Raw genomic sequence first — 24613 nt, forward strand, 5'->3', positions numbered from 1 at the left:
TCCCTGTGGGGCTGGCTGGCCAGTTCCCACCCTGCCCGTGCCAGCCGGTTGAATAACAGGGCATAATCGCCGCTTTCCAGCCGAACCTCTCCCACCTCATGCGCATCCACGTCAGCTTCATCGACCGCGTCGGCATCACCCAGGAAGTCCTCGCCCTGCTCGGTGCCCGCCATCTCAACCTGGATGCCGTGGAGATGGTGCCGCCGAACGTCTACATCGACGCGCCGACCCTGAGCCCCGCCGTTCTCGAAGAACTCCACGATGCCCTGCTCAACGTCCATGGCGTGCAGACCGTACGCGTGGTCGACATCCTGCCGGGCCAGCGCCGTCACCTGCAGCTCGATGCGCTGCTGGCGGCCATGAGTGATCCGGTGCTGACGCTGGACAGCGCCGGCCACATCCTGCTCGCCAACCCGGCGCTGATCGCGCTGTGCGGCCAGGAACCGGCCGGACGCTCCATCGCCGAACTGTTCGACGCCCCGGGGCTGCTCGACACCCTGATCGAGCAGGGCTTCCATCTGCCCATGCGCGAAGTGACGCTCAACGGCCAGACCCTGCTGCTGGACGCCACACCGATCACCGATGCCGGCGCGCTGGTCACCCTGTACCCGCCCAACCGCATCGGCGAACGCCTGTCGGCCCTGCACCACGATCACGCCGAAGGCTTCGACGCCCTGCTCGGTGACTCGCCACCCATCCGCACCCTCAAGACCCGCGCCCTGCGTGTCGCGGCCCTCGATGCGCCATTGCTGATTCACGGTGAAACCGGCACCGGCAAGGAACTGGTGGCCCGCGCCTGTCACGCTATCAGCAGCCGTCATGCGGCGCCGTTTCTCGCCCTGAACTGCGCGGCCCTGCCGGAGAACCTCGCCGAAAGCGAGCTGTTCGGCTACGCCCCCGGCGCCTTCACCGGCGCCCAGCGCGGCGGCAAGCCGGGGCTGATGGAACTGGCCAACCAGGGCACGGTATTTCTCGACGAAATCGGCGAGATGTCGCCGTACCTACAGGCCAAGCTGCTGCGCTTTCTCAGCGACGGCAGTTTTCGCCGGGTCGGCGGCGACCGCGAGGTCCGCGTCAACGTGCGCATCCTCAGCGCCACCCACCGCAACCTGGAAAAGATGGTCGGCGAAGGCACCTTCCGCGAAGACCTGTTCTACCGCCTCAACGTGCTCAACCTCGAAGTCCCGCCGCTGCGCGAACGCGGCCAGGACATCCTGCTGCTGGCCCGCTACTTCATGCAGCAGGCCTGCACGCAGATCCAGCGCCCGCTTTGCCGGCTGGCCCCGACCACCTACCCGGCGCTGCTGGGCAACCGCTGGCCGGGTAACGTGCGGCAACTGCAGAACGTGATCTTCCGCGCCGCCGCCATCAGCGAAAACAGCCTGGTGGACATCGGCGACCTGGATATCGCCGGCACTGCAGTGGCCCGCGAACACGACGGCGAAGTCGCCAGCCTGGAGCAGGCGGTGGAAGACTTCGAACGCAACCTGCTGGAAAAGCTCTACGCCAGCTACCCCTCGACGCGCCAACTGGCCAGCCGCCTGCAAACCTCCCACACCGCCATCGCCCACCGCCTGCGCAAGTACGGAATCTCCGGCAAAGCCTGAGTTCGTATCGAAAACGCTACAGCGGAACGAATTCGCTACACAGGGTAATAACCACGCCTCCGCAAGGGTTTGATCCCGTTCAGCTTTTATCCGGCAAAAGCCCCGTAGCGATTTCGTTACATGTCACGTTGAAAACGGTCAATTAAATCCAGTCAAACTGTTGATTTTATTGGACTTTTTAATAATGGCCGCAAACTTGCTAAGGAAACTCCAGCCAGAGCCCGCACAGCGGGCCATCACCGCATCCGGCCGCGGCAGCGGCCTCCGAGGAGTTTCCATGAGCGAGTTGCGTTTTACCGAAGATCACGAATGGCTGCGTGCCGAAGCCGACGGCAGCGTCACCGTGGGCATCACCGCCTTCGCCCAGAACGCGCTGGGTGACGTGGTCTATGTGCAACTGCCGGAACTGCAGCACTACGCCAAGGGCGCCGAAGCCTCCACCGTGGAATCGGTGAAAGCCGCCAGCGGCGTGTACATGCCACTGGACGGCGAAGTGGTCGCGGTCAACGACCAGCTCGACGCCAGCCCTGAACTGGTCAACGAAGACCCGCTGGGCGAAGGCTGGTTCTTCCGCTTCATCCCGGCCGACGCCGGCGCCATCGCGCAACTGCTCGACCAGGACGCCTACGACCGCCTGCTCAACGCCAACGCCGACGCCTGAGGAAATCCGCCATGACCATCAACCTCGGCACCGCCAACGAATTCATTGCCCGCCACATCGGCCCGCGCCAGGCCGATGAGCAGCACATGCTCGCCACCCTCGGCTTCGACTCGCTGGACGCCATGAGCGCCGCGGTCATCCCCGACAGCATCAAGGGCACCAGCGTGCTGGAACTGGGCGAAGGGCAAAGCGAGGCCGACGCCCTCGCCGCACTGAAAGCCATCGCCGGCCAGAACCAACTGTTCAAAAGCTACATCGGCCAGGGCTACTACAACTGCCACACCCCGGCCCCGATCTTGCGCAACCTCCTGGAAAACCCAGCCTGGTACACCGCCTACACCCCGTACCAGCCTGAAATTTCCCAAGGCCGCCTGGAAGCGCTGCTGAACTTCCAGACCCTGATCAGCGACCTCACCGGCCTGCCGATCGCCAACGCCTCGCTGCTCGACGAAGCCACCGCCGCCGCCGAAGCCATGACCTTCTGCAAGCGCCTGAGCAAGAACAAGAGCAGCCACGCCTTCTTCGCCTCCGTGCATTGCCATCCGCAGACCCTCGACGTCCTGCGCACCCGCGCCGAGCCATTGGGTATCGAAGTGGTGGTGGGCGACGAACGCGAACTGACCGACGTCAGCCGCTTCTTCGGCGCCGTGCTGCAATACCCGGCGAGCAACGGTGAAGTCTTCGATTACCGCGAGCTGGTGGAACGCTTCCACGCCGCCAACGCCCTGGTCGCGGTCGCCGCCGACCTGCTGGCCCTGACCCTGCTGACCCCGCCGGGTGAATTCGGCGCCGACGTCGCCATCGGCAGCGCCCAGCGCTTCGGTGTTCCGCTGGGCTTCGGTGGCCCGCACGCCGCCTACTTCTCCACCCGCGATGCGTTCAAGCGCGACATGCCGGGCCGCCTGGTCGGCGTGTCCATCGACCGCTTCGGCAAGACCGCCCTGCGCCTGGCCATGCAGACCCGCGAGCAACATATCCGCCGCGAGAAAGCCACCAGCAACATCTGCACCGCCCAGGTGCTGCTGGCCAACATCGCCAGCATGTACGCCGTCTACCACGGTCCGCAGGGCCTGAAGCAGATCGCCGCGCGCACCCACCACCTGACCGCGATCCTCAAGGCCGGCCTGTCCGCCCTGGGCGTCGCCGTCGAGACCGGCAGCTTCTTCGACACCCTGACCCTGGCCACCGGCAGCGCCACCGCCGACCTGCACCAGCAGGCCAGCGCACAAGGCATCAACCTGCGCCAGATCGACAGCGCCCGCCTCGGCCTGTCGCTGGACGAAACCAGCGGTCAGGCTGACGTCGAAGCCCTGTGGGCACTGTTCGCCAACGGCCAGGCCGTTCCGGACTTCGCCGCCCTCGCCGCCAGCACCGGCGCGCAACTGCCGGCCGGCCTGCTGCGCCAGTCGGCGATCCTCGAACACCCGGTGTTCAACCGCTATCACAGCGAAACCGAGCTGATGCGCTACCTGCGCAAACTGGCCGACAAGGACCTGGCGCTGGACCGCACCATGATCCCGCTGGGCTCCTGCACCATGAAGCTCAACGCCGCCAGCGAAATGATCCCGGTGACCTGGGCCGAATTCGGCAACCTGCACCCGTTCGCCCCCGCCGCGCAAAGCCAGGGCTATCTGCAACTGACCTCGGAACTGGAAGCGATGCTCTGCGCCGCCACCGGCTACGACGCCGTGTCGCTGCAACCGAACGCCGGTTCCCAGGGTGAATACGCCGGCCTGCTGGCCATCCGCGCCTACCACCAGAGCCGTGGCGATGACCGCCGCGACATCTGCCTGATCCCGTCCTCGGCCCACGGCACCAACCCGGCCACCGCCCACATGGCCGGTATGCGCGTGGTGGTGACCGCCTGCGACGCCCGCGGCAACGTCGACATCGACGACCTGCGCGCCAAGGCCCTGGAGCACCGCGAAAACCTCGCCGCACTGATGATCACCTACCCGTCGACCCACGGCGTGTTCGAAGAAGCCATCGGCGAGATCTGCGCGATCATTCACGACAACGGCGGCCAGGTGTACATCGACGGCGCCAACATGAACGCCATGGTCGGCCTCTGTGCACCAGGCAAGTTCGGCGGCGACGTCTCGCACCTGAACCTGCACAAGACCTTCTGCATCCCGCACGGCGGTGGCGGCCCGGGCGTCGGCCCGATCGGCGTCAAGTCGCACCTGGCGCCGTTCCTGCCGGGTCACGCACACATGGAAAACAAGCAGGGCGCGGTCTGCGCGGCGCCGTTCGGCAGCGCCAGCATCCTGCCGATCACCTGGATGTACATCCGCATGATGGGCGGCGCCGGCCTCAAGCGCGCTTCGCAGATGGCGATCCTCAACGCCAACTACATCGCCCGTCGCCTGGAAGAGCACTATCCTGTGTTGTACACCGGCAGCAACGGACTGGTAGCGCACGAATGCATTCTCGACCTGCGCCCGCTGAAGGAAACCAGCGGCATCAGCGTCGATGACGTGGCCAAGCGCCTGATCGACTTCGGTTTCCACGCCCCGACCATGTCCTTCCCGGTCGCCGGCACGCTGATGATCGAACCGACCGAAAGCGAGTCCAAAGAAGAACTGGATCGCTTCTGTGAAGCGATGATCCGCATCCGCGAAGAAATCCGCGCGGTGGAAAACGGCAGCCTGGACAAGGACGACAACCCGCTGAAAAACGCCCCGCACACCGCCGCCGAACTGGCGGGTGAATGGCCACACGGCTACAGCCGCGAACAGGCGGTGTACCCGCTGCCGTCGCTGGTGGAAGGCAAGTACTGGCCGCCGGTGGGTCGTGTGGACAACGTCTTCGGCGACCGCAACCTGATTTGCGCCTGTCCGTCGATCGAGAGCTATCAGGACGCCTGAGTCCACTCGCAGGTCTTGTCGCCGCGGTTTGGCGATAAGACCCCACATCACTCCCCTGGAGGATCCTGCCATGTCACTCAGCGTCTTCGACCTGTTCAAGATCGGCATCGGCCCCTCCAGTTCCCACACCGTCGGACCGATGCGCGCTGCCGCGCGCTTCGCCGAAGGATTGCGGCGTGACGGCCTGCTGGCCGACACCCACAGCGTCAAGGTCGAGCTCTACGGCTCGCTCGGCGCCACCGGCAAAGGCCACGGCAGCGACAAAGCCGTGCTCCTCGGCCTGGAAGGCGAACACCCCGACACGGTCGATACCGAGAGCATCCCCGCCCGCCTGCAGGCCATCCGCAGCAGCGGCCAACTCAGCCTGCTCGGCGAGCACCGCATCGAATTCCACGAAAAACAGCACCTGGCGATGATCCGCAAACCGCTGGATTTCCACCCCAACGGCATGATCTTCCGCGCCTTCGATGGCGCCGGGCTACAGATCCGCAGCCGCGAGTACTACTCGGTGGGCGGTGGCTTCGTGGTCGATGAGGATGCCGCCGGCGCCGACCGTATCGTCGAGGACCAGACCCCGCTGCCCTACCCGTTCAAGACCGCCCGGGAATTGCTCGCCCATTGCACCGCGCAGCAGCTCTCGATCAGCCAGGTGATGCTGGCCAACGAGGCCGCCTGGCGCCCGGAAAGCGAAACCCGCGAAGGGCTGTTGAAGATCTGGCAGGTGATGCAGGACTGCGTCACCGCGGGCTGTCGCAACGAGGGCATCCTGCCCGGAGGCTTGAAGGTCAAGCGCCGTGCCGCCGCGCTGTACCGGCAGCTCTGCGCCAACCCCGAAGCCAGCCTGCGCGATGCCCTGTCGGTACTGGACTGGGTCAACCTCTACGCCCTCGCGGTGAACGAGGAAAACGCTTTCGGCGGGCGAGTCGTCACCGCGCCGACCAATGGCGCCGCGGGCATCGTCCCGGCGGTGCTGCATTACTACATGCGCTTCATCCCGGGCGCCAGCGACGACGGCGTGGTGCGCTTCCTGCTCACTGCCGCCGCCATCGGCATCCTCTACAAAGAAAACGCCTCGATCTCCGGCGCCGAAGTCGGCTGCCAGGGCGAAGTGGGCGTGGCCTGTTCGATGGCCGCCGGCGCCTTGTGCGAGGTCATGGGCGGCAGCGTGCAGCAGGTCGAGAACGCCGCCGAAATCGGCATGGAACACAACCTGGGCCTGACCTGCGACCCCATCGGCGGTCTGGTCCAGGTGCCCTGCATCGAGCGCAATGCCATGGGCTCGGTGAAGGCGATCAATGCGGTGCGCATGGCCTTGCGCGGTGACGGGCAGCACTTCGTGTCACTCGACAAGGTTATCCGCACCATGCGCCAGACCGGCGCCGACATGAAAAGCAAATACAAGGAGACCGCTCGCGGCGGTCTGGCCGTCAACATCATCGAATGCTGACATCCCTTTGAAACCCAGGAGTCCTACATGTCCACCGAAACACTGCTGAAAACCCCGCTGCACGCCCTGCACCTGGAACTGGGCGCGCGCATGGTGCCGTTCGCCGGCTATGACATGCCGGTTCAGTACCCGTTGGGCGTCATGAAGGAACACCTGCACACCCGCGAGCAGGCCGGCCTGTTCGACGTCTCGCACATGGGCCAGATCCGCCTGCTCGGCGCCAATGCCGCCAAGGCCCTGGAAAGCCTGGTGCCGGTAGACATCATCGACCTGCCGGTGGGCATGCAGCGCTACGCCATGTTCACCAACGAACAAGGCGGCATCCTCGACGACCTGATGGTCGCCAACCTCGGCAACGACGAGCTGTTCCTGGTGGTCAACGCCGCCTGCAAGGACCAGGACCTGGCCCACCTGCGCAAGCACATCGGCGCGCAGTGCGAGATCCTACCGCTGTTCGAAGAGCGCGCGCTGCTGGCCCTGCAAGGTCCGGCCGCGGTCAAGGTGCTGGAGCGCCTGGCGCCGCAGGTGGCAAGCATGACCTTCATGCAGTTCGCCCGCGTGCAGTTGCTGGGCGAAGACTGCTTCGTCAGCCGCTCCGGCTACACCGGTGAAGACGGCTTCGAGATTTCCGTACCGGCGGACAAGGCCGAAGCCCTGGCCCGCCGCCTGCTGAGCGAGCCGGAAGTGGCGGCTATCGGTTTGGGCGCGCGGGACTCGCTGCGCCTCGAAGCCGGCCTGTGCCTGTACGGCCACGACATGAACAGCGAAACCACGCCGGTCGAAGCCAGTCTGCTCTGGGCCGTGTCCAAGGTCCGCCGCGCCGAGGGTGCGCGGGCTGGTGGTTTCCCGGGTGCCGAATCGATCTTCGCCCAGCAGCAGTCGGGCGTCGCACGCAAGCGGGTTGGCCTGCTGCCACAGGAACGCACGCCAGTACGCGAAGACGCCGAAATCGTCGACGAAGCAGGCAACATCATCGGTCGTGTGTGCAGCGGCGGCTTCGGTCCGACCCTCGGCGCACCCGTCGCGATGGGCTATGTGGATAACGCGCATACGGCACTCGATACGCCCGTCTGGGCAATCGTGCGCGGCAAGCGTGTAGCGATGAAAGTCAGCAAGATGCCGTTCGTTGCACAGCGTTATTACCGCGGCTGATTGGCGAGGACAAAAAGTGTCATCGTGCGTTCGGGATATTCGATTTCGAACGCACTACCAAACTTTCGAACATGACGCTGGCAGTGCCCCGAAAAGAGGCCGTAAAAAACTGCCGAAAGTTGCCCAGAAGCCCTGAAAGCGGGGGGCTGCGGGGCTTGTTTTTTTCGAGAGAGTTAGCGTAGAGTCACTGCACTGTGTTTGCGTGGGTCGCCTAGTTCGTGACCTGGACAGTAGCCTGAGATTCGCTACAACCCGTTCGACGTCTCTTACTTTCCTGCAACCCAGCCCAGTACTCTTTCATTCTGAAAGAAGCTGTTATTAATTCTAAGTTTCAAAGGAAATAAGACAATGTCCCAACGTCAGAGCGGTACCGTCAAGTGGTTTAACGACGAGAAAGGTTTTGGTTTCATCACTCCTGAAAGCGGTCCGGATCTGTTCGTACACTTCCGCGCTATTCAAGGTAACGGCTTCAAGAGCCTGAAAGAAGGCCAGAAAGTCACCTTCATCGCCGTGCAGGGCCAAAAAGGTCTGCAGGCTGACGAAGTTATCGCGGAAGCCTGATTCCCGATAAAAGCCCCTGCTGGCAACAGCAGGGGCTTTTTTGTGCCCGCAATTCCGTAGAATGGGCGTTTTTGCGCAAGGAGCCTTACCGCATGCCCAAGCAAATGCTTCAGCCTCAGGGCGAGTTTCCCGTAGCCGGACTGGGCCGTCGGCTGGCTGCAATGTTCTATGACTTCCTGCTGTGCACCGCCTTGTTGATGGTCACCACCCTCGTCTACAAGATGATCCAGATGTCCATCATCGGCGAAACCCAAATGCGCACGATGACCGAAGCCGGCGCCCTGGACGGCGATCCGCTGCTGTCCACCGTGTTGCTGTTCGTGCTGTTCGGCTTCTTCGCCAAGTTCTGGACCCACGGCGGCCAGACCCTGGGCATGCAGGTCTGGGGCATACGGGTACAGAATGCCGACGGCTCGGCCATCGGGCTCTGGCAGGCGCTGCTGCGCTTCGTAGTGTCGATCGCGTCCTGGCTGTGCCTGGGCCTGGGTTTCTTCTGGGTGCTGATCGACAAGCGCAAGCGAAGCTGGCACGACATCTACTCGGAAACCCAGCTGGTACGGGTCCCGAAGCGCAAGAAGTGAGGCACAAAAAAGCCGACCCCACGGAGCAATGCCAGTCAGTTAACCCTATTCGCGAGCAAGCTCGCGATGGGCCTCAACTGATTTAACTGCCTGGCATTGCCCTACGGGGTCGGCTTTTTCTTGTCCGGGGGAAAGCTCGTCAGCCAGCCCGGCGCAACAGCCACACGCCAGCCAGCGCGCAAATCCCTGCCGGCAACAGCACCGCCAGCAGCGGCGGGAAGCCGAACACCTGGCTCGACGGCCCCAGCAGGTCCTGGGCAATGCGGAACACGAAGCCCACCAGCACGCCGGTGAACACTCGCTGGCCCAAAGTCACCGAGCGCAGCGGGCCGAAGATGAAGGAAATCGCCATCAACACCAGCGCCGCAGTCACCAGCGGTTGCAGCACCTTGGTCCAGAACGCCAGCCAGTAGCGGTCGTTGTTCAGGCCCTGGTCGGACAGGTAGTGGATGTAGTCCCACAGCCCGGTGATCGACAGCGATTCCGGCGCCAGCACCACGGTGCTCAGCAATTGTGGGGTCAGGGCAACATCCCAGCGTTCTTCAGCGCTCTTCACCACTTCGGTGTGGTCGCCGCGGAACAGGGTGCTGGTCACGTCGGTGAGCTGCCAATGGTCTTCCTGGTATTGCGCCTTGCGGGCAAAGCTGGAGGACAGCAGGTGGCGCTCATTGTCGAAGTGATAGCGGGTCACACCCAGCAGCAGGCCGTTGGGCTGCACAGTGTTGATGTGCACGAACTCCTCGCCCTGGCGGTGCCACAACCCGCGCTTGGAACTCTGCGCATCACCGCCGCCCTGTGCCAGCGAGCGCTCGGCCTGGGCCTTGTTCTCGGTGACAGGCGCCAGGTACTCGCCGATCAGCACGCCCGCCAGCATCAGTACCAGCATCGGCTTCATTACTGCCCAGACGATACGGCCAATGGAGACGCCCGCCGCACGCATGATGGTCAGTTCACTGTTGCTGGCCAGGCTGCCGAGGCCGATCAGGCAACCGATCAGGCCCGCCATCGGCAGCATGTCGTAGAGGCGGCGCGGCGCGGTCAGGACCACGAAACTGCTGGCATCCAGGAGGGTATAGGTATCGCTGATGTCGCCCATCTCGTCGATGAAGGCGAACAGCGACGCCAGGCCGAGAATGATCCCCAGCACGGCGAGGATCGCCATGAACACGCTTTTGCCGATGTAGCCGTCGAGCTTACGCACGGGCCACCTCCACACGACGCGAGCGCATCTTCAGGCGCAGCGGTTCCCAGTACATCAGCCCCAGGCCGATCAGCAGGAACAGCCCGTGCACCGGCCACAGGCCCAGGGCGATCGGCATCTTGCCTTTCTCCAGGGCGCCACGGGCGGCAATCAGAATCGTCAGGTAAGCCATATACAGAAGAATCGCCGGCAGCAGCTTGAGGAAACGGCCCTGCCGCGGGTTGGCCCGCGAAAGGGGTACCGCCATCAGGGTCACGATAAACACCAGCAGCGGCAGCGACAGGCGCCACTGCAACTCTGCCCGCTCGCGCAGGGCATCGCTCTTGAACAGTTCTGACGTCGGGATCGCCTCGCGCTCGGTGATGTCCGAGCTGACTTCCGGCTTGGGCAGCAGCACGCCATAAGTGTCGTACTTGATCGCGCGGTAGTCGGCCTGGCCCGGGTTACCGTCGTAACGGTAGCCATTTTCCAGAATCAGGTAGCGATTGCCGTCGGCCTGCACTTCCTGACGACCCTTCTCGGCCACCAGCACGCTGATGCCGCGGTCCTTGGTCTTGTCCTGAGAGAAGCGCTTCTCGGAAATGAACACACCGCCCAGTCGCACGCGGTCGTCGGAGAGTTGCTCGGTGTAGGTCACCCGCGTCCCGTCGCGCAGCGTCTGGAAACGCCCCGGCACCAGGGTGTCGAACTCGGTCAGGGCATCTTGCTGGTTGATGATCTGCGCCACCTGGGTAACGCCCTGCGGAGCAAGGCTCAGGCTCAGCCAGGCCACCAGCAGCGCAATCAGCGCGGCCGGTGCCATGGTCATGGCCAGCAGACGCTGCTGGCTCATGCCGGTGGCGGAAAGCACGGTCATCTCGCTTTCCAGGTACAGGCGCCCGTAGGCCAGCAGGATGCCAAGGAACAGCCCCAGCGGCAGGATCAACTGCAGGAAACCGGGAAGCCGGTAGCCCATGATCATGAACAGCACGCCCGGGTCGAGCATGCCCTGCGCGGCCTGGGCCAGGTATTTGATGAAGCGCCCGCTCATGATGATGACCAACAGCACAGCGCTGACGGCACTCAAGGTCACCAGGACCTCGCGGGACAGATAACGGAAGACGATCAAACCAGCCACTCCTGGGTTGTCAGGCTCGGACAGCCGAACAAGGAAAACGTTGCAACCAAGATAGTTGCCGGTCCGCAAGACGGACCCGGACAGTGAAGTCGGCGCATTATCCTGTGATTGACCGTGCCTGTCACTTCGCGCCGCGCGATGCTTGAAAACGGGGTTGTCACAGGCGCCGCGCCGGGCTCAAACTGGCGGCTTTATGTCTGGCCCGCCGCCGCGCCGCCAGGCTGCTTCGAGCGCTCGCAGAGAATTGCGCGCACTGACCGTTCATTCCGGGGACCCTGACATGGAATTGGTTGTAAAAAGCGTAGCCGCAACATCCTTGAAAACCGCCACCCTGGTACTGGGTGTAGGCGAAGGCCGCAAGCTGGGCGCCCACGCAAAGTCCGTCGATGAAGCCAGCAATGGCGCCCTGAGCACTCTGCTCAAGCGCGGCGACCTGGCCGGCAAGGTCGGCCAGACCCTGCTGCTGCAAAGCCTGCCCGGCGTGAAGGCCGAGCGCGTTCTGCTGGTCGGCACCGGCAAGGACGACGCGCTGAGCGATCGTAGCTGGCGCAAGCTGGTCAACAGCGTGCTGAACGTTCTCAAGGGCCTGGGCGGCAGCGATGCGGTACTGGCCCTGGACGAAGTCGCCGTCAACGGCCGCGACGCCCACTACGGCAAGGCCCGCCTGCTGGCCGAAACCCTGCTCGACGGCGAATACGTCTTCGACCGCTTCAAGAGCCAGAAAGCCGAACCCCGCGCCCTGAAGAAAATCACCCTGCTCATCGACAAGGCCGGCCTGGCCGACACCGAGCGCGCGGTCAAGCACGCCACCGCCATCGCCAGCGGCATGCGCCTGACCCGCGACCTGGGCAACCTGCCGCCGAACCTGTGCCACCCAAGCTACCTCGCTGAAGAAGCGAAGAACCTCGGCAAGGCCTTCAAGAGCCTCAAGGTCGAAGTCCTCGACGAGAAGAAGATCAAGGACCTCGGCATGGGCGCGTTCTACGCCGTCGGCCAGGGCAGCGACCAGCCGCCACGCCTGATCGTCCTCAACTACCAGGGCGCGAAGAAAAGCGAGAAGCCGTTCGTGCTGGTGGGCAAGGGCATCACCTTCGACACCGGCGGCATCAGCCTCAAGCCCGGTGCCGGCATGGACGAAATGAAGTACGACATGTGCGGTGCCGCCAGCGTCTTCGGCACCCTGCGTGCCGTCCTCGAGCTGCAACTGCCGATCAACCTGGTGTGCCTGCTGGCTTGCGCCGAGAACATGCCGAGCGGCGGCGCCACCCGTCCTGGCGACATCGTCACCACGATGAGCGGGCAGACCGTGGAAATCCTCAACACCGACGCCGAAGGCCGTCTGGTGCTGTGCGACACCCTGACCTACGCCGAGCGCTTCAAACCGCAGGCGGTGATCGACATCGCCACCCTGACCGGCGCCTGCATCGTCGCCCTGGGCAGCCACACTTCCGGCCTCATGGGCAACAACGACGAGCTGGTGGAGCAACTGCTCAGCGCCGGCAAGCGTGCCGATGACCGCGCCTGGCAACTGCCGCTGTTCGACGAGTACCAGGAGCAACTGGACAGCCCGTTCGCCGACATCGCCAACATTGGCGGCCCGAAGGCCGGCACCATCACCGCAGGCTGCTTCCTGTCGCGCTTCGCCAAGGCCTACAACTGGGCGCACCTGGACATCGCCGGCACCGCCTGGATCAGCGGCGGCAAGGACAAGGGCGCCACTGGCCGTCCGGTCCCGCTGCTGACCCAGTACCTGCTCGACCGCGCCAACGCCTGATGCGCAGCCAACCGGTCGCGCCCACGGGCGTGACCGGTTGGCAACACAGCCATGAGCCAAGTCGATTTCTACATCCTGCCCAGTCCCTCGCCTGCCGTGCGCCTGGATTTCGCCTGCAAACTCTGCGAAAAGGCCTGGCGCCTGGGGCACCGGGTCTATCTGAATTGCAGCGACGCCGCCCAGCGCGACGAACTCGACGCCCGCCTGTGGGCGTTCAAGGGTGAGGCGTTCGTGCCCCACAGCCTCGCCGAGGAAGATGCTGCGGCCGCGGTGGCGCTGGGAATCGGTGACGACCCCGGCGAGCACCAGGACCTACTGGTCAACCTTGACCTGAAAGTCCCGCCGTTCGCCTCGCGCTTTGCCCGGATCGCCGAGATCGTGGTCGAGGACCCGGCCATCCGCCAGGCGACCCGAGAGAGTTTCCGTTTCTACCGCGAACAGGGCTATGCTCTGCAAGACCACCGCTTACCGCGATTCTGACGACGATGGACAAACGCCCTCCCTTGCCCCAATCCGCCCACCTGCTGGATGACCTGGAATCGATCAGGCAACTGTTGGGTGATGACACCCTGCAACCGCCGCTGCTGACCGAAACCGTGGAAGAACAGATCCCGCTGTTGCTCGAACCGGCCGAAGAACTCGCGCCGCCAGCACCTGCTGCACCGGTGAACGAGCCCGATCCACAGGCCCGCCGCCAGGACACCCTGCTGCACCTGGATGCCGAGCTACGCGCTGCCGCCCAGTTGATCATGCAGGACGTGATTGACGACTTCGCCCCGCACATTGAAAACGAGATCAAGCGCCGCCTCGACGCCCGCCTCGAACGCCTGCTGAACCAGCAACCCTCCTGATCCCTGCGCAGTTGCGGACAGATACGACACCCGTCCGCAACCGCGCACGTCCTGCTTGTAGCTTGTCGCTTGAAGCCTGCAGCTTGGTTATACTTCCCGGCTTTCCCGAATAAATGCCATAGGGTCCCCCCGCGCATGGATAAGACCTACCAGCCGCACGCCATCGAAACTTCCTGGTACAACACCTGGGAGTCCGAGAACTACTTCGCCCCGCAAGGCGCGGGCGAGTCGTACACCATCATGATCCCGCCGCCGAACGTCACCGGCAGCCTGCACATGGGTCATGGCTTCAACAACGCGATCATGGACGCCCTGATCCGTTTCCGTCGCATGCAGGGCCGCAACACCCTCTGGCAGCCCGGGACCGACCACGCCGGCATCGCCACGCAGATGCTGGTCGAGCGCCAGCTCGAAGCCAAGGGCCAGAATCGCCACGACCTGGGCCGGGAAAAATTCCTCGACAAGGTCTGGGAATGGAAGGAGCAGTCCGGCGGCAACATCAGCCGGCAGATCCGCCGCCTGGGTTCTTCGGTGGACTGGAGCCGCGAGCGCTTCACCATGGATGACGGCCTGTCCGACGCGGTCAAGGAAGCCTTCGTGCGCCTGCATGAAGACGGCCTGATCTACCGCGGCAAGCGCCTCGTCAACTGGGACACCAAGCTGCACACCGCGATCTCCGACCTCGAAGTGGAAAACCACGACGAGAAAGGCCATCTGTGGAACCTGCGCTATCCGCTGGCCGACGGCGCCAAGACTGCCGAAGGCAACGACTACCTGATCGTCGCCACCACGCGTCCGGAAACCATGCTCGGCGACGCCGCCGTGGCGGTGAACCCGAACGACGAGCGCTACCAGGCACTGATCGGCAAGTTCGTCGAACTGCCACTGATCGGCCGCCGCATCCCGATCATCGCCGACGACTACTGCGACCCCGAGTTCGGTACCGGCTGCGTGAAGATCACCCCGGCCCACGACTTCAACGACTATGAAGTCGGCAAGCGCCACAACCTGCCGCTGCTGAACATCTTCGACAAGAACGCCGTGGTCCTGGCGGCCGCCCAGGTGTTCAACCTCGACGGCAGCGTCAACGAAACCGTCGACGCCACCCTGCCTGCCCAGTACGCCGGTCTCGACCGCTTCGTCGCGCGCAAGCAGATCGTCGCCGACTTTGACGCCCTGGGCCTGCTGGTCAGCGTCGATGACCACGCGCTGAAAGTGCCGAAGGGCGACCGCTCCGGCACCATCATCGAGCCGTGGCTGACCGACCAGTGGTACGTTTCCACCAAGCCGCTGGCCGAACCGGCCATCGCCGCCGTGGAAGACGGACGCATCCAGTTCGTGCCCAAGCAGTACGAAAACATGTACTTCTCGTGGATGCGTGACATCCAGGATTGGTGCATCAGCCGTCAACTGTGGTGGGGCCACCGCATCCCGGCCTGGTACGACGAGTCCGGCAAGGTCTACGTCGGCCGCAGCGAAGAAGAAGTGCGGGCGAAGAACAACCTCGGCGCCGACGTGGTCCTGAACCAGGACAACGACGTCCTCGACACCTGGTTCAGTTCCGGCCTGTGGACCTTCTCCACCCTGGGCTGGCCGCAGCAGACCGAATTCCTCAAGACCTTCCACTCCACCGACGTGCTGGTCACCGGCTTCGACATCATTTTCTTCTGGGTCGCCCGGATGATCATGCTGACCATGCACCTGGTGAAGAACGAGGACGGCACGCCGCAGGTTCCGTTCAAGACGGTCTACGTCCATGGCCTGGTCCGCGATGGCCAGGGCCAGAAGATGTCCAAGTCCAAGGGCAACGTCCTTGACCCGCTGGACATTGTCGACGGCATCACCCTCGACGCACTGCTGGAGAAACGCACCAGCGGCCTGATGCAACCCAAGCTGGCCGAGAAAATCGCCAAGCAGACCAAGGCCGAGTTCCCGGAAGGCATCGCCAGCTACGGCACCGACGCCCTGCGCTTCACCTTCTGCTCGCTGGCGTCCACCGGTCGCGACATCAAGTTCGACATGGGCCGCGTCGAGGGCTACCGCAACTTCTGCAACAAGATCTGGAACGCCGCCCGCTACGTGCTGGACAAGGGCGAGGACTGCGGCCAGAACGGCGAAGCCTACGAACTGTCGCTGGCAGACCGCTGGATCATCTCGCAACTGCAGCGCACCGAAGCTGAAGTGACCCGCCAACTGGAGCAGTTCCGCTTCGACCTGGCGGCCCAGGCGCTCTACGAGTTCATCTGGAACCAGTATTGCGACTGGTATCTGGAACTGTCCAAGCCGGTCCTGTGGGACGAAAACGCCCCGGTCGAACGTGCCCGCGGCACCCGTCGCACCCTGGTGCGGGTCCTGGAAGTGGCGCTGCGCCTGGCCCATCCGTTCATGCCGTTCATCACCGAAGAAATCTGGCAGCGCCTGGCGCCGCTGGCCGGCATCGACGGCAAGACCATCATGCTGCAGCCATGGCCTGAAGCGAACGAAAGCCGCATCGACGCCGCCGCCGAAAGCGACATCGAGTGGGTCAAGGAGTTGATGCTGGGTGTGCGTAACATCCGTGGCGAAATGAACATCGGCCCGGGCAAGCCACTGCAACTGTTCCTGAAAAACGCCAGCGCTGAAGACCAGCGTCGCCTGAGCGAAAACGAAGCGCTGCTGAGGAAGCTGGCGAAGATCGAATCGTTCACCGTGCTCGGCGAGCAGGACGAAGCACCGCTCAGCGCTACCGCGCTGGTGGGCGACCTGCAAGTGCTGGTGCCGATGGCTGGCCTGATCGACAAGGACGCCGAACTGGCGCGCCTGAGCAAGGAAATCCAGCGTCTGCAAGGCGAAGTCCAGCGCGTCGGCGGCAAGCTGTCCAACGCCGCCTTCGTTGACAAGGCTCCGCCTGCCGTCATCGACAAGGAGCGCGCCAAGCTGGCCGAAGCCGAACAGGCCCTGGCCAACTTCACCGAGCAGCACGCGCGGATTGCCGCCCTGTAACGACAGAGGAAACCTGTAGGAGCGGGCTTGCCCGCGATGCGTAGTCTCATGCACCTCATGTGTGCCTGATTAAACGACATCGCGGCCAAGCCCGCTTTTCTGCATTCAGCGACCATGAACAAACCCGACAAACCCACCCTGCACCCGCGCAACCGCCACCAGGGCCGCTACGACTTCCCCGCCCTGATCAAGGCGCACCCTGACCTCGCCCGCTTCACCATCACCAACCCTTACGGCAAGCCGAGCATCGACTTCGCCGATCCCGAGGCGGTGCGGGTGTTCAACCGGGCGCTGCTCAAGGCGCAATATGGCATCCAGTTCTGGGATATTCCTGCTGACTACCTGTGTCCGCCGATTCCGGGTCGTGCCGACTACCTGCACGCCCTGGCCGACCTGCTGGCCGAGGACAACGGCGGCGAGATTCCCCGTGGCACGCAGGTTCAGGCTCTGGATATCGGTGTCGGCGCCAACTGCATCTACCCGCTGCTGGGCAATGCGGATTACCGCTGGCGCTTCGTTGGCTCGGACATCGACCCGGTGGCGCTGGCCGCAGCCGGTGCCATCGTCCAGGCCAATGGCCTCGGCAAGTTCATCAGCCTGCGCCTGCAGGGCAATCGCAAGCACATCCTCACCGGCCTGCTGGCGGCGGATGAGCGCTTCGACCTGAGCCTGAGCAACCCGCCCTTCCACGCCTCCCGCGAAGAAGCCACCCGTGGCAGCCAACGCAAGTGGCGCGCCTTGGGCAAGGCTGATCCCAAGCGCAAGCTGCCGGTGTTGAACTTCGGCGGCCAGAACAATGAGCTGTGGTGCGAAGGCGGCGAGATCCGTTTCGTGACGCAACTGGTCAACGAGAGCAAGGCGCTCGGCCAACAGGTGCTGTGGTTCAGCAGCCTGGTGTCGAAAGCCTCGAATCTGCCCGGTATCGAGGCGGCGCTGAAAAAGGCCGGCGTGCAGGAGCAGAGAGTGCTGGAAATGGGCCAGGGGCAGAAACAGAGCCGTCTGGTGGCCTGGACCTTCCAGCACGCGCCAGCGCGCCAGCACTGGCGTCAGCAACGCTGGAACAGCAAGTAACGGCCTTTCTGCAGGCGTAAAAAAACCGCGTCAGGTTCGCACCCGGCGCGGTTTTTTTGTGCTGTTTACAATTACTTGTTTACAGCGTCGGTCAGCACTTTGGCTGGCACGAACTTGACGACTTTCTTGGCAGCGATTTCGATGGCAGCGCCAGTCGAAGGGTTGCGGCCGGTACGGGCAGGACGCTCGGAGATTTTCAGCTTGCCAATGCCTGGCAGAGTGATTTCGCTACCGTTTTCCAGTTGATCAGCAACGATCTGGCCCAGTTGCTCCAGTGCGTTACGCGCGGTGGTTTTCGGCGCGTCGATTGCTTCAGCGATATCGGCGATCAGTTGGTCTTTGGTCAATGCCATGGTGGTGTTCCTTCCCTAATCAAATTCAGTGGGTTTGCAGAGTGCTGCGTCAGCCATCGGGTCCGGCCCCGCGAATGGTCGGCGGGTCGGGTACTTCCATTTGCCAATCGCGTATGTAGATACACAAAAATGCGTTTGGTTCGACGGGACGCCAGCGAACTGCCAGCAATGCGCCGCACAGGGGGCGCAAGACCGGGCAAAACTACCACAGGAATAGATAAATATCCGCCTCGCACGGGCCAAATGTTCAGGTTTTTCGGGGGTTTACACAAAATATCGCAAAAAACAGAACAAAAACCGAACCCACCACCCCGTCACCCACTCGGCGACCCCGTCATCCGCCCCGGCTGAGTTACACTTGGCAACTTTGCCGAGCCCTGCGCCGGCCCTTCACCGAGCCGAGAATTCCATGCCGATCCGTCATTGCATCGTCCACTTGATCGACAAGAAGCCCGATGGCAGCCCCGCTGTGTTGCACGCCCGCGATTCCGAACTGGCCGAATCGACCGCCATCGAAAACCTGCTGGCCGACCTCAACGACAGCTACAACGCCAAACAGGGCAAGGCCTGGGGATTGTTCCACGCCGAATCCGGGGCCCATCCGTTCAGCGGCTGGCTGAAGGAATACCTCGACAGCGACAAGACCTTCACCGACTTCAGCCGCATCGCGGTGGAGCATCTGCAAAAGCTGATGGAAGAGTCCAACCTGTCGGTGGGCGGGCATGTGCTGTTCGCGCACTACCAGCAAGGCATGACCGACTATCTGGCAATCGCCCTGCTGCACCACAGCGAAGGCGTGGCGGTAAACGCCGAGTTGGATGTCACCCCGTCCCGCCACCTGGACCTGAGCCAATTGCACCTGGCGGCGCGCATCAACATCTCCGAGTGGCGCAACAACCAGAACTCGAAGCAGTACATCTCCTTCATCAAGGGCAAGAACGGCAAGAAGGTCTCGGACTACTTCCGCGACTTCATCGGCTGCCAAGAGGGCGTAGACGGCCCCGGTGAAACCCGCACCCTGCTCAAGGCCTTCAGCGACTTCGTCGAAAGCGAGGACCTGCCCGAGGAAGCCGCCCGGGAGAAAACCCAGACCCTGGTGGACTACGCCACCAGCCAGACCAAGGCCGGCGAGCCGGTGACCCTCACGGAACTCTCAGGGCTGATCGACGAAGAGCGCCCGCGCGCGTTCTACGACCATATCCGCAACAAGGACTACGGCCTGTCGCCGGAGATCCCCGCCGACAAACGCACCCTGAACCAGTTCCGCCGCTTCACCGGCCGCGCCGAAGGCCTGTCGATCAGTTTCGAAGCGCACTTGCTGGGCTCGAAGATCGAATATGACGAAGAAGCCGGCACCTTGATCATCAAGGGCCTGCCGACCCAACTGACCGATCAGTTGAAACGGCGCAAGGACTGAGCCCAAGGGCGGCTTCCGGCCAACGCAGAGCTTGGTGACGATGCCGTCGCCAAGCTGAACACCCGCTACAACGATGTCCGCCCAAGTTGCGGATCGGATCCTGCCTACACCTGTAGCGGCGTGGTTTTGCGGGCGCTCGATCCTGACTGGCAATACAGGCCCTGGAGCGTCAGCCCGGGGGCCATGAAGAGTGGCGGGTCTGGACAGCACTGCTGACAACCCGAAAGACCAGGTGGATTACAGCGTACTTTGCTCATTCCCGATCGACGCCGGCGCCAGCAACCGCACGCAGAATGGTTGCGCAGATTCAAGCGATACGCCCGACCTCATTTAGCCCTGCGCTGCGAAGGAAGCCACAAGCGCTTCCTTCGCGCTCTTCCGCAATGCCTTGATCAGGCGCTCATGGCGCAGCGCCTGCGATTTATCCGGCCAGGCCTCGACATAAACAAGCGCCACCGCCGGGCTGGTGCTGAAGTAACGGGCACCGCGTCCCTGTTGGTGCGCCGCGAAACGGCGCTCGGGATTGTCGCTGATGCCGCAGTACAACGAGCCATTGGCAGCGCGCACCAGGTAGACGTACCAGGGCTTGTCAGGTGTCGTGGTGGCATGTTCGGTCACAGGTTGTCGGATCTGCTGTGGAAAAGCCGCCAGCTTAATACCCGCAGCCGCAGTCTGAAATGGCCCGAGGAAATATCCGCCCCAGGCACGGCAACACCTAACCGCGCTGGAATGCCTTCAAACCCTTGAGCGCTTGCTGGCGAACCTTGTTGTGCAGGAACGGCGTCCAGCCCAATAGCACGCCCGGTGCGCCCAAGGCCTGGCGGGACCAGCGCCAGAAATCGAAGGCATCGTCGTGCTGGCAGATCTTGCCGTCGCGGATCACGAAACTGGCGTGGATATCGTTGACTACAATGCGTCCGGTCTGGCTGAACAGGTACGTGGCAACCCAATGGGCCGAGCCGCCTCGCTCATCGGCGCACACATTGTCGAAGCTCAGGGAAAAGTCCTTGGCCCGGCTGGTGAGCATCCGCCACATGTCACCGGCATCCCGGCCACGCAACGTGCCGAAGGCCGGGTCGCTGAAGACAATATCGTCGCTGTAGCAGGCAACCATGGCCTCGGCATCCAGGCGCTGGAAAGCCTGGTAGAAACGGGTAATCAGCTCACTGTTGGCATCGCTCATGACGGGCATCTCCCCCAAAAGATCAGCGTTGCACGATAGACCGGTTGCTGGCTTCAGGCCAGCAGCATTGACCGGATGAATGCCTGCCCCTGGCGACACTCGCCACAACCACTCGTCAGAACTGATATTTCTGTCAGTAGTCGCCGAAACGTCCCCCTTTCTATCCTCACCCGGCCTTTCCGCGAAAACACGGGATCGCCTGTCGAAGGCCTGCGAAAGAGGGACTCGCCCATGCGCGCCAGCAGCATTCTGTTCGTACTCTCGACCTTGGGCGTCAGCCTGTGGGTACAGGCGCAGGAGACTGATCCGCAACGGTCACCCCAGGCCACCGTCGAGCGGATCAACCGTAACTACAACACCCTGGAAAATGCCTGCAAGGAAGTCGGCAGCGGCGCGCCTCGCGGCCACTACTATTGCAGCGGCGTGACCTTGCGGATGGTCAACGACGGACCCTTCAACCCCTGGGACTACAGCCCGTACGCGGTCAAGACCGGAGCCACCTCATGGACCTGGCTGCGTCGCGACCTGAGCATCAACACCCTCGTCCATCCTGCCGGGATGATCATGCGCAACCCCGTGGACGCCCAGCAGCTAGGCGCAGCGGTCAAGCAGGAAGGCTTCGTCTGCGTCTACCCGTTCGATGCCGGCACCGGACCGGATCGCAAATGGCATGGCTGCGGTCAATACGGCAAGGCGCAACCCGTTACTGCCGGACTGGGCGGTGCCGCCAACCTGAATGCCACGACCGCCTATGGAACCTGCCCCGAACAGGGTGTGAATAACCTTACCGAGTGGCAGAAAGCCTACGGCAATACGACGGTCCAGCGCGTCCAGTGCTCGTTCAACGCCGACGACCCGGCGCAATGGGACGAAATGATCCAGATCCATGAGTCCCGGGCGAAAGCCAACAACACCGCGCCCCTGGCCGTGCGCACCCTCACCAACGAATTCATGATGCGCAACGCTTCCGCATCCTCGGACGGTTCCGACACTACGAAATACATCGACGCCTTCGTCTACAACCCGAACAGCAACTTCAACTATTCCACCTACGGCGACACCAAACCGCAAAAGCCCGAGGACGGCCTTACCAGCGCCCGCAACTTCCAGAAAAAACTGGCCGCCGCAGGTTTCACGGTGCCCATTCTGCGGGTCGACTTCACCAAGCCCGCCAGCGAGCGCTTCGGCTATATCGAGAGTGATCAGGCCATTGCCCTGCAGACGGTGCCTGCCGATGCGCCCGGCAAATACATTGAGTCAAGCCAGTGGAGCAGTTACATCGACGCCACCACCAAAAGGGAGGAGTGGTCGCTGAAGGTCATTCCGACCTCCTATGGGCGCACCGTCGGCGAAAAGGAAACAGAAGCCCTGTACCAGGAATTGCTCGCCCGCCACGGCAATGACCCTCAGTGGCGCGACAACGAGCAGCAGGTCGGCAGCATGCGCCGGCAACTGGTGTGTCTGCTGGTCAACTACCGCCAGAAGCCGGAGTGGTACATCGAGCCCTCCCGGCCCTATGTGAGCCACGCGGTTGCCACCAAGGCCGGCTGCAATCCGCGATAGACTCAAATCCGCTCGCTGATCGCCTGCACGTGTAACGCGCGGCCCGCCTTGAGGCCGAAGACGATCGCGCCACCGCCCAGCACCGCGAAGATCCAGCCCACCGCGGCCCAGCCTCCGGTCAGGTCATGCACCAGCCCGACCGCGAACGGCCCCGCCGACGCCAGGGTGTAACCCACGCCCTGGCTCATGCTCGACAGGTTGGCGGCGACATGGGCATCTCGCGAACGCAGCACGATCAGCGTCAGCGCCAGGGCGAAGGTGCCGCCCTGGCCAATTCCCAATACCACCGCCCAGCCCCATAACCCGCCAAGCGGCGCATACAGGCAGCCGAACAGGCCGGCCAGGGTCAGCGCCATCACCACGACGATCGCCAGACGCTGGTCCTTGCCGCGGGTTGCCAGCATCGGCGCGGTCAGGGCGCTGACCAGTTGCACGATGACCGAACCGGACAGCACCAGCCCGGCCTCAGTCGGGCTGAGACCGCGGCCGATGAGGATCGACGGCAGCCAGCCGAAGACGATATACGCCAGCGACGATTGCAAACCCATGTACAGCGTCACCTGCCAGGCCAGCGGATCTCGCCACAGGCCGCGCACTCGATAGGCCACATGGTGCGTACCATGCCCCTGGCGCGCCTGCGGCAGCCAGAACAGTGCGGCTACCACCGCCGGCACCAGCCAGAAGCCAAGGCCGAGGGTCCAGTTGTCGCCAAAGTAGTGACTCAATGGCACGGTGGCACCGGCGGCCAGCGCCGCGCCCAGGCACAGGGCCATGGTGTAGATGCCCATCAGTGTCCCGGCATGGGCCGGGAAGTCACGCTTGACGATGCCCGGCAGCAGCACGCCGATCACACCAATACTCGCCCCGGCGATCAGGCTGCCACCGAACAGCCCGACGCTGCCGAAGCTACTGCGCAAGGCAATGCCGCCCGCCAGGCACAACAGGATGAACAGGACCACCCGCTCGCTGCCAAAACGCCGCGCCAGAACCGGCGCCAGCGGCGCGAACAGGCCCAGGCAGAGTACTGGCAGGGTCGTCAGCAAGCCGGCCTGGGAACCGCTGAGGCCGAGGCTCGCGGAAACATCCCCGAGCAACGGCGACATGCTCGACAGCGCCGGGCGCAGGTTCAACGCCACCAGCACCAGGCCCAGCAGCAACAGCCACGGCTTTGGCAAGCCTACGGGCGGCTGGAGATCGCCGTCGTCGGCTTCGGCATCAATCAAAAGTTCGTCAAGCACCGGCCCGTGGGGCGCGGGCTTGTGGGAAAGGTCTTGGCCCATGGCAGTCTCGAAGTCAGGGTTCATTGATCAGTGTCCGGCTCAGGGCCTTGGCCCGCTCCGGATCTTGTCGTTCGACGGCGTCGAGGATCGCTTCATGCAGATCGAACACCGCCTGGTTGCGCGGCAACCTGCTCATGCTGTGTTCCAGCTTCATCGCCACCACGCTGGAGAAGTAGCGATACAACTCGCTTAACGCCGGGTTGTGCGCGGCATCCACCAGACGCTGGTGGAAGGCCAGATCGCAGCAGATGTAATCGCCCAGATCACCGTGAAAGTGATTGCCGCTGGCGCGCAGGGCTTCATGCAGGCCGAGCAGGTCTTGCTCGGTACGCCGCAGTGCCGCGAGGCCGATCGCTTCGGCTTCCAGCAGGTGCCGCGCCTCGCGCGCGTGCTCCAGGCTGCAACTTGACAGCGCCTGGACCGCCGGAAGCGGGTCCGAGGCGGTCTTCAGGTAGCTGCCGTCGCCCTGACGCACCTCCACCAATCCACTGAAGGCCAACACGCGCACCGCCTCGCGCACAGTGTTGCGGCTGATGCCGAGGTCGGCTGCCAGTTCAGGCTCGGTCGGCAGGCGCTGGCCAACCGTCCAGGCGCCGCTGGTGATGCGCTGGCGGAGTTGTTCGACGGCTTGTTCGACGAGGGAACGCTTGATGAGCTGGGTCATAAAAGGGCTTACATCCAATCATCGGATGAATTTAAGGAAGGCAAGAGTAACGGGTTGTTTCAGTGGAAAGCAAATGGAGATGAGCCATCGCGAGCAAGCTCGCTCCTACAGAGACGTGAGCCGCGCCCCAAAAGTTGGACAGTAATTGTGTAATGGCTACGCGGCCTGTGCTCTGTAGGCTACAGGGCTCAGGCCGCCGAGCTTCATCTTGATGCGTTCGTGGTTGTAGTAGCGGATGTACTCGTCAATTCCGACACGTAGTTGGTCGATCGTCTCGAAGC

General features: G+C 63.6%; 22 protein-coding genes. 14 read left to right on the forward strand and 8 right to left on the reverse strand.

Features of this window, described 5'->3' with window-relative positions:
• The first annotated feature begins 98 nt into the window (after positions 1-98).
• The 7 genes from CKW37_RS04710 (at position 99) to CKW37_RS04740 (ending at position 8876) form a co-directional block, all read left to right on the forward strand.
• A complete protein-coding gene (locus tag CKW37_RS04710) occupies positions 99-1607 on the forward strand; it encodes a sigma-54-dependent transcriptional regulator (RefSeq protein ID WP_095154285.1) in 1509 nt (502 codons plus the stop codon).
• 277 nt (positions 1608-1884) lie between these two features.
• Entirely contained in the window at positions 1885-2268 is a 384-nt protein-coding gene (gene gcvH / locus CKW37_RS04715) for a glycine cleavage system protein GcvH (protein WP_095154287.1), read from the forward strand.
• A gap of 11 nt (positions 2269-2279) precedes the next feature.
• Positions 2280-5135, forward strand: a complete 2856-nt coding sequence (gene gcvP / locus CKW37_RS04720) for an aminomethyl-transferring glycine dehydrogenase (protein ID WP_095154289.1) — start codon at positions 2280-2282, stop codon at positions 5133-5135.
• A 70-nt stretch (positions 5136-5205) separates the two neighbouring features.
• Positions 5206-6582: an L-serine ammonia-lyase gene (locus CKW37_RS04725; RefSeq protein WP_095154291.1), complete on the forward strand. Its 1377-nt coding sequence runs from the start codon at positions 5206-5208 to the stop codon at positions 6580-6582.
• Between the two features lie 27 nt (positions 6583-6609).
• Positions 6610-7734, forward strand: coding sequence for a glycine cleavage system aminomethyltransferase GcvT (gcvT, locus tag CKW37_RS04730; RefSeq protein ID WP_095154293.1), 1125 nt, complete (start codon positions 6610-6612; stop codon positions 7732-7734).
• 348 nt (positions 7735-8082) lie between these two features.
• Entirely contained in the window at positions 8083-8295 is a 213-nt protein-coding gene (locus tag CKW37_RS04735; RefSeq protein WP_095154295.1) for a cold-shock protein, read from the forward strand.
• Between the two features lie 92 nt (positions 8296-8387).
• On the forward strand, positions 8388-8876 hold the full coding sequence (locus CKW37_RS04740) for an RDD family protein (protein WP_095154297.1): 489 nt from the start codon (positions 8388-8390) through the stop codon (positions 8874-8876).
• Between the two features lie 139 nt (positions 8877-9015).
• On the opposite strand, the gene lptG is transcribed toward CKW37_RS04740, so the two are convergent.
• Both lptG and lptF read right to left on the reverse strand, forming a co-directional pair.
• Entirely contained in the window at positions 9016-10077 is a 1062-nt protein-coding gene (gene lptG, locus CKW37_RS04745; protein WP_095154299.1) for an LPS export ABC transporter permease LptG, read from the reverse strand.
• Positions 10070-11185: an LPS export ABC transporter permease LptF gene (lptF, locus tag CKW37_RS04750; RefSeq protein WP_095154301.1), complete on the reverse strand. Its 1116-nt coding sequence runs from the start codon at positions 11183-11185 to the stop codon at positions 10070-10072. The genes lptG and lptF overlap by 8 nt, the downstream gene beginning before the upstream one ends.
• Positions 11186-11474: 289 nt before the next feature.
• Here lptF and CKW37_RS04755 point away from each other — a divergent pair, with 289 nt between their 5' ends.
• From CKW37_RS04755 to rlmF, 5 genes are all read left to right on the forward strand, one after another.
• Entirely contained in the window at positions 11475-12968 is a 1494-nt protein-coding gene (locus CKW37_RS04755) for a leucyl aminopeptidase (RefSeq protein WP_095154303.1), read from the forward strand.
• A gap of 51 nt (positions 12969-13019) precedes the next feature.
• A complete protein-coding gene (locus CKW37_RS04760) occupies positions 13020-13448 on the forward strand; it encodes a DNA polymerase III subunit chi (protein WP_095154305.1) in 429 nt (142 codons plus the stop codon).
• 5 nt (positions 13449-13453) lie between these two features.
• A complete protein-coding gene (locus CKW37_RS04765; RefSeq protein WP_095154307.1) occupies positions 13454-13819 on the forward strand; it encodes a DNA polymerase III subunit chi in 366 nt (121 codons plus the stop codon).
• A 135-nt stretch (positions 13820-13954) separates the two neighbouring features.
• The gene (locus tag CKW37_RS04770) at positions 13955-16801 is read left to right on the forward strand and encodes a valine--tRNA ligase (protein WP_095154309.1); all 2847 of its coding nucleotides are present in this window, start codon (positions 13955-13957) and stop codon (positions 16799-16801) included.
• A 114-nt stretch (positions 16802-16915) separates the two neighbouring features.
• On the forward strand, positions 16916-17872 hold the full coding sequence (gene rlmF / locus CKW37_RS04775; protein ID WP_095154311.1) for a 23S rRNA (adenine(1618)-N(6))-methyltransferase RlmF: 957 nt from the start codon (positions 16916-16918) through the stop codon (positions 17870-17872).
• A 71-nt stretch (positions 17873-17943) separates the two neighbouring features.
• Here rlmF and CKW37_RS04780 read toward each other — a convergent pair whose 3' ends face one another.
• Entirely contained in the window at positions 17944-18225 is a 282-nt protein-coding gene (locus CKW37_RS04780; RefSeq protein WP_095154313.1) for an HU family DNA-binding protein, read from the reverse strand.
• Positions 18226-18634: 409 nt separating this feature from the next.
• On the opposite strand from CKW37_RS04780, the gene yejK reads away from it, so the two are divergent.
• Positions 18635-19642, forward strand: a complete 1008-nt coding sequence (yejK, locus tag CKW37_RS04785) for a nucleoid-associated protein YejK (protein WP_095154315.1) — start codon at positions 18635-18637, stop codon at positions 19640-19642.
• A gap of 330 nt (positions 19643-19972) precedes the next feature.
• Here yejK and CKW37_RS04790 read toward each other — a convergent pair whose 3' ends face one another.
• Positions 19973-20260 (reverse strand): GIY-YIG nuclease family protein, encoded by a 288-nt coding sequence (locus CKW37_RS04790; protein WP_095154317.1) that lies wholly within the window; start codon positions 20258-20260, stop codon positions 19973-19975.
• Positions 20261-20357: 97 nt separating this feature from the next.
• Entirely contained in the window at positions 20358-20825 is a 468-nt protein-coding gene (locus tag CKW37_RS04795) for a nuclear transport factor 2 family protein (protein WP_095154319.1), read from the reverse strand.
• A gap of 231 nt (positions 20826-21056) precedes the next feature.
• Between CKW37_RS04795 and CKW37_RS04800 the strand changes: the two genes are divergently transcribed.
• Positions 21057-22388, forward strand: a complete 1332-nt coding sequence (locus CKW37_RS04800; RefSeq protein WP_159985221.1) for a DUF2599 domain-containing protein — start codon at positions 21057-21059, stop codon at positions 22386-22388.
• A gap of 2 nt (positions 22389-22390) precedes the next feature.
• Here CKW37_RS04800 and CKW37_RS04805 read toward each other — a convergent pair whose 3' ends face one another.
• From CKW37_RS04805 to CKW37_RS04815, 3 genes are all read right to left on the reverse strand, one after another.
• On the reverse strand, positions 22391-23668 hold the full coding sequence (locus CKW37_RS04805) for an MFS transporter (protein ID WP_256587686.1): 1278 nt from the start codon (positions 23666-23668) through the stop codon (positions 22391-22393).
• A 13-nt stretch (positions 23669-23681) separates the two neighbouring features.
• Positions 23682-24332: a FadR/GntR family transcriptional regulator gene (locus CKW37_RS04810; protein WP_095154325.1), complete on the reverse strand. Its 651-nt coding sequence runs from the start codon at positions 24330-24332 to the stop codon at positions 23682-23684.
• 156 nt (positions 24333-24488) lie between these two features.
• Positions 24489-24613, reverse strand: a 125-nt coding sequence (locus CKW37_RS04815) for an IS3 family transposase (protein ID WP_143501896.1), incomplete at its 5' end; no start/stop codon positions are given.

This window comes from Pseudomonas sp. Irchel 3E13 (genome assembly GCF_900187455.1).
Taxonomy (GTDB): Bacteria; Pseudomonadota; Gammaproteobacteria; order Pseudomonadales; family Pseudomonadaceae; genus Aquipseudomonas.

What these genes read in the sequence shown, in the direction of transcription:
- CKW37_RS04710 (WP_095154285.1), top strand. Translation starts at nt 99, where the DNA reads ATGCGCATCCACGTCAGCTTCATCGACCGCGTCGGCATCACCCAGGAA.
- gcvH (WP_095154287.1), top strand. Translation starts at nt 1,885, where the DNA reads ATGAGCGAGTTGCGTTTTACCGAAGATCACGAATGGCTGCGTGCCGAA.
- gcvP (WP_095154289.1), top strand. Translation starts at nt 2,280, where the DNA reads ATGACCATCAACCTCGGCACCGCCAACGAATTCATTGCCCGCCACATC.
- CKW37_RS04725 (WP_095154291.1), top strand. Translation starts at nt 5,206, where the DNA reads ATGTCACTCAGCGTCTTCGACCTGTTCAAGATCGGCATCGGCCCCTCC.
- gcvT (WP_095154293.1), top strand. Translation starts at nt 6,610, where the DNA reads ATGTCCACCGAAACACTGCTGAAAACCCCGCTGCACGCCCTGCACCTG.
- CKW37_RS04735 (WP_095154295.1), top strand. Translation starts at nt 8,083, where the DNA reads ATGTCCCAACGTCAGAGCGGTACCGTCAAGTGGTTTAACGACGAGAAA.
- CKW37_RS04740 (WP_095154297.1), top strand. Translation starts at nt 8,388, where the DNA reads ATGCCCAAGCAAATGCTTCAGCCTCAGGGCGAGTTTCCCGTAGCCGGA.
- CKW37_RS04755 (WP_095154303.1), top strand. Translation starts at nt 11,475, where the DNA reads ATGGAATTGGTTGTAAAAAGCGTAGCCGCAACATCCTTGAAAACCGCC.
- CKW37_RS04760 (WP_095154305.1), top strand. Translation starts at nt 13,020, where the DNA reads ATGAGCCAAGTCGATTTCTACATCCTGCCCAGTCCCTCGCCTGCCGTG.
- CKW37_RS04765 (WP_095154307.1), top strand. Translation starts at nt 13,454, where the DNA reads ATGGACAAACGCCCTCCCTTGCCCCAATCCGCCCACCTGCTGGATGAC.
- CKW37_RS04770 (WP_095154309.1), top strand. Translation starts at nt 13,955, where the DNA reads ATGGATAAGACCTACCAGCCGCACGCCATCGAAACTTCCTGGTACAAC.
- rlmF (WP_095154311.1), top strand. Translation starts at nt 16,916, where the DNA reads ATGAACAAACCCGACAAACCCACCCTGCACCCGCGCAACCGCCACCAG.
- CKW37_RS04780 (WP_095154313.1), bottom strand. Translation starts at nt 18,225, where the DNA reads ATGGCATTGACCAAAGACCAACTGATCGCCGATATCGCTGAAGCAATC.
- yejK (WP_095154315.1), top strand. Translation starts at nt 18,635, where the DNA reads ATGCCGATCCGTCATTGCATCGTCCACTTGATCGACAAGAAGCCCGAT.
- CKW37_RS04795 (WP_095154319.1), bottom strand. Translation starts at nt 20,825, where the DNA reads ATGAGCGATGCCAACAGTGAGCTGATTACCCGTTTCTACCAGGCTTTC.
- CKW37_RS04800 (WP_159985221.1), top strand. Translation starts at nt 21,057, where the DNA reads ATGCGCGCCAGCAGCATTCTGTTCGTACTCTCGACCTTGGGCGTCAGC.
- CKW37_RS04805 (WP_256587686.1), bottom strand. Translation starts at nt 23,668, where the DNA reads ATGGGCCAAGACCTTTCCCACAAGCCCGCGCCCCACGGGCCGGTGCTT.
- CKW37_RS04810 (WP_095154325.1), bottom strand. Translation starts at nt 24,332, where the DNA reads ATGACCCAGCTCATCAAGCGTTCCCTCGTCGAACAAGCCGTCGAACAA.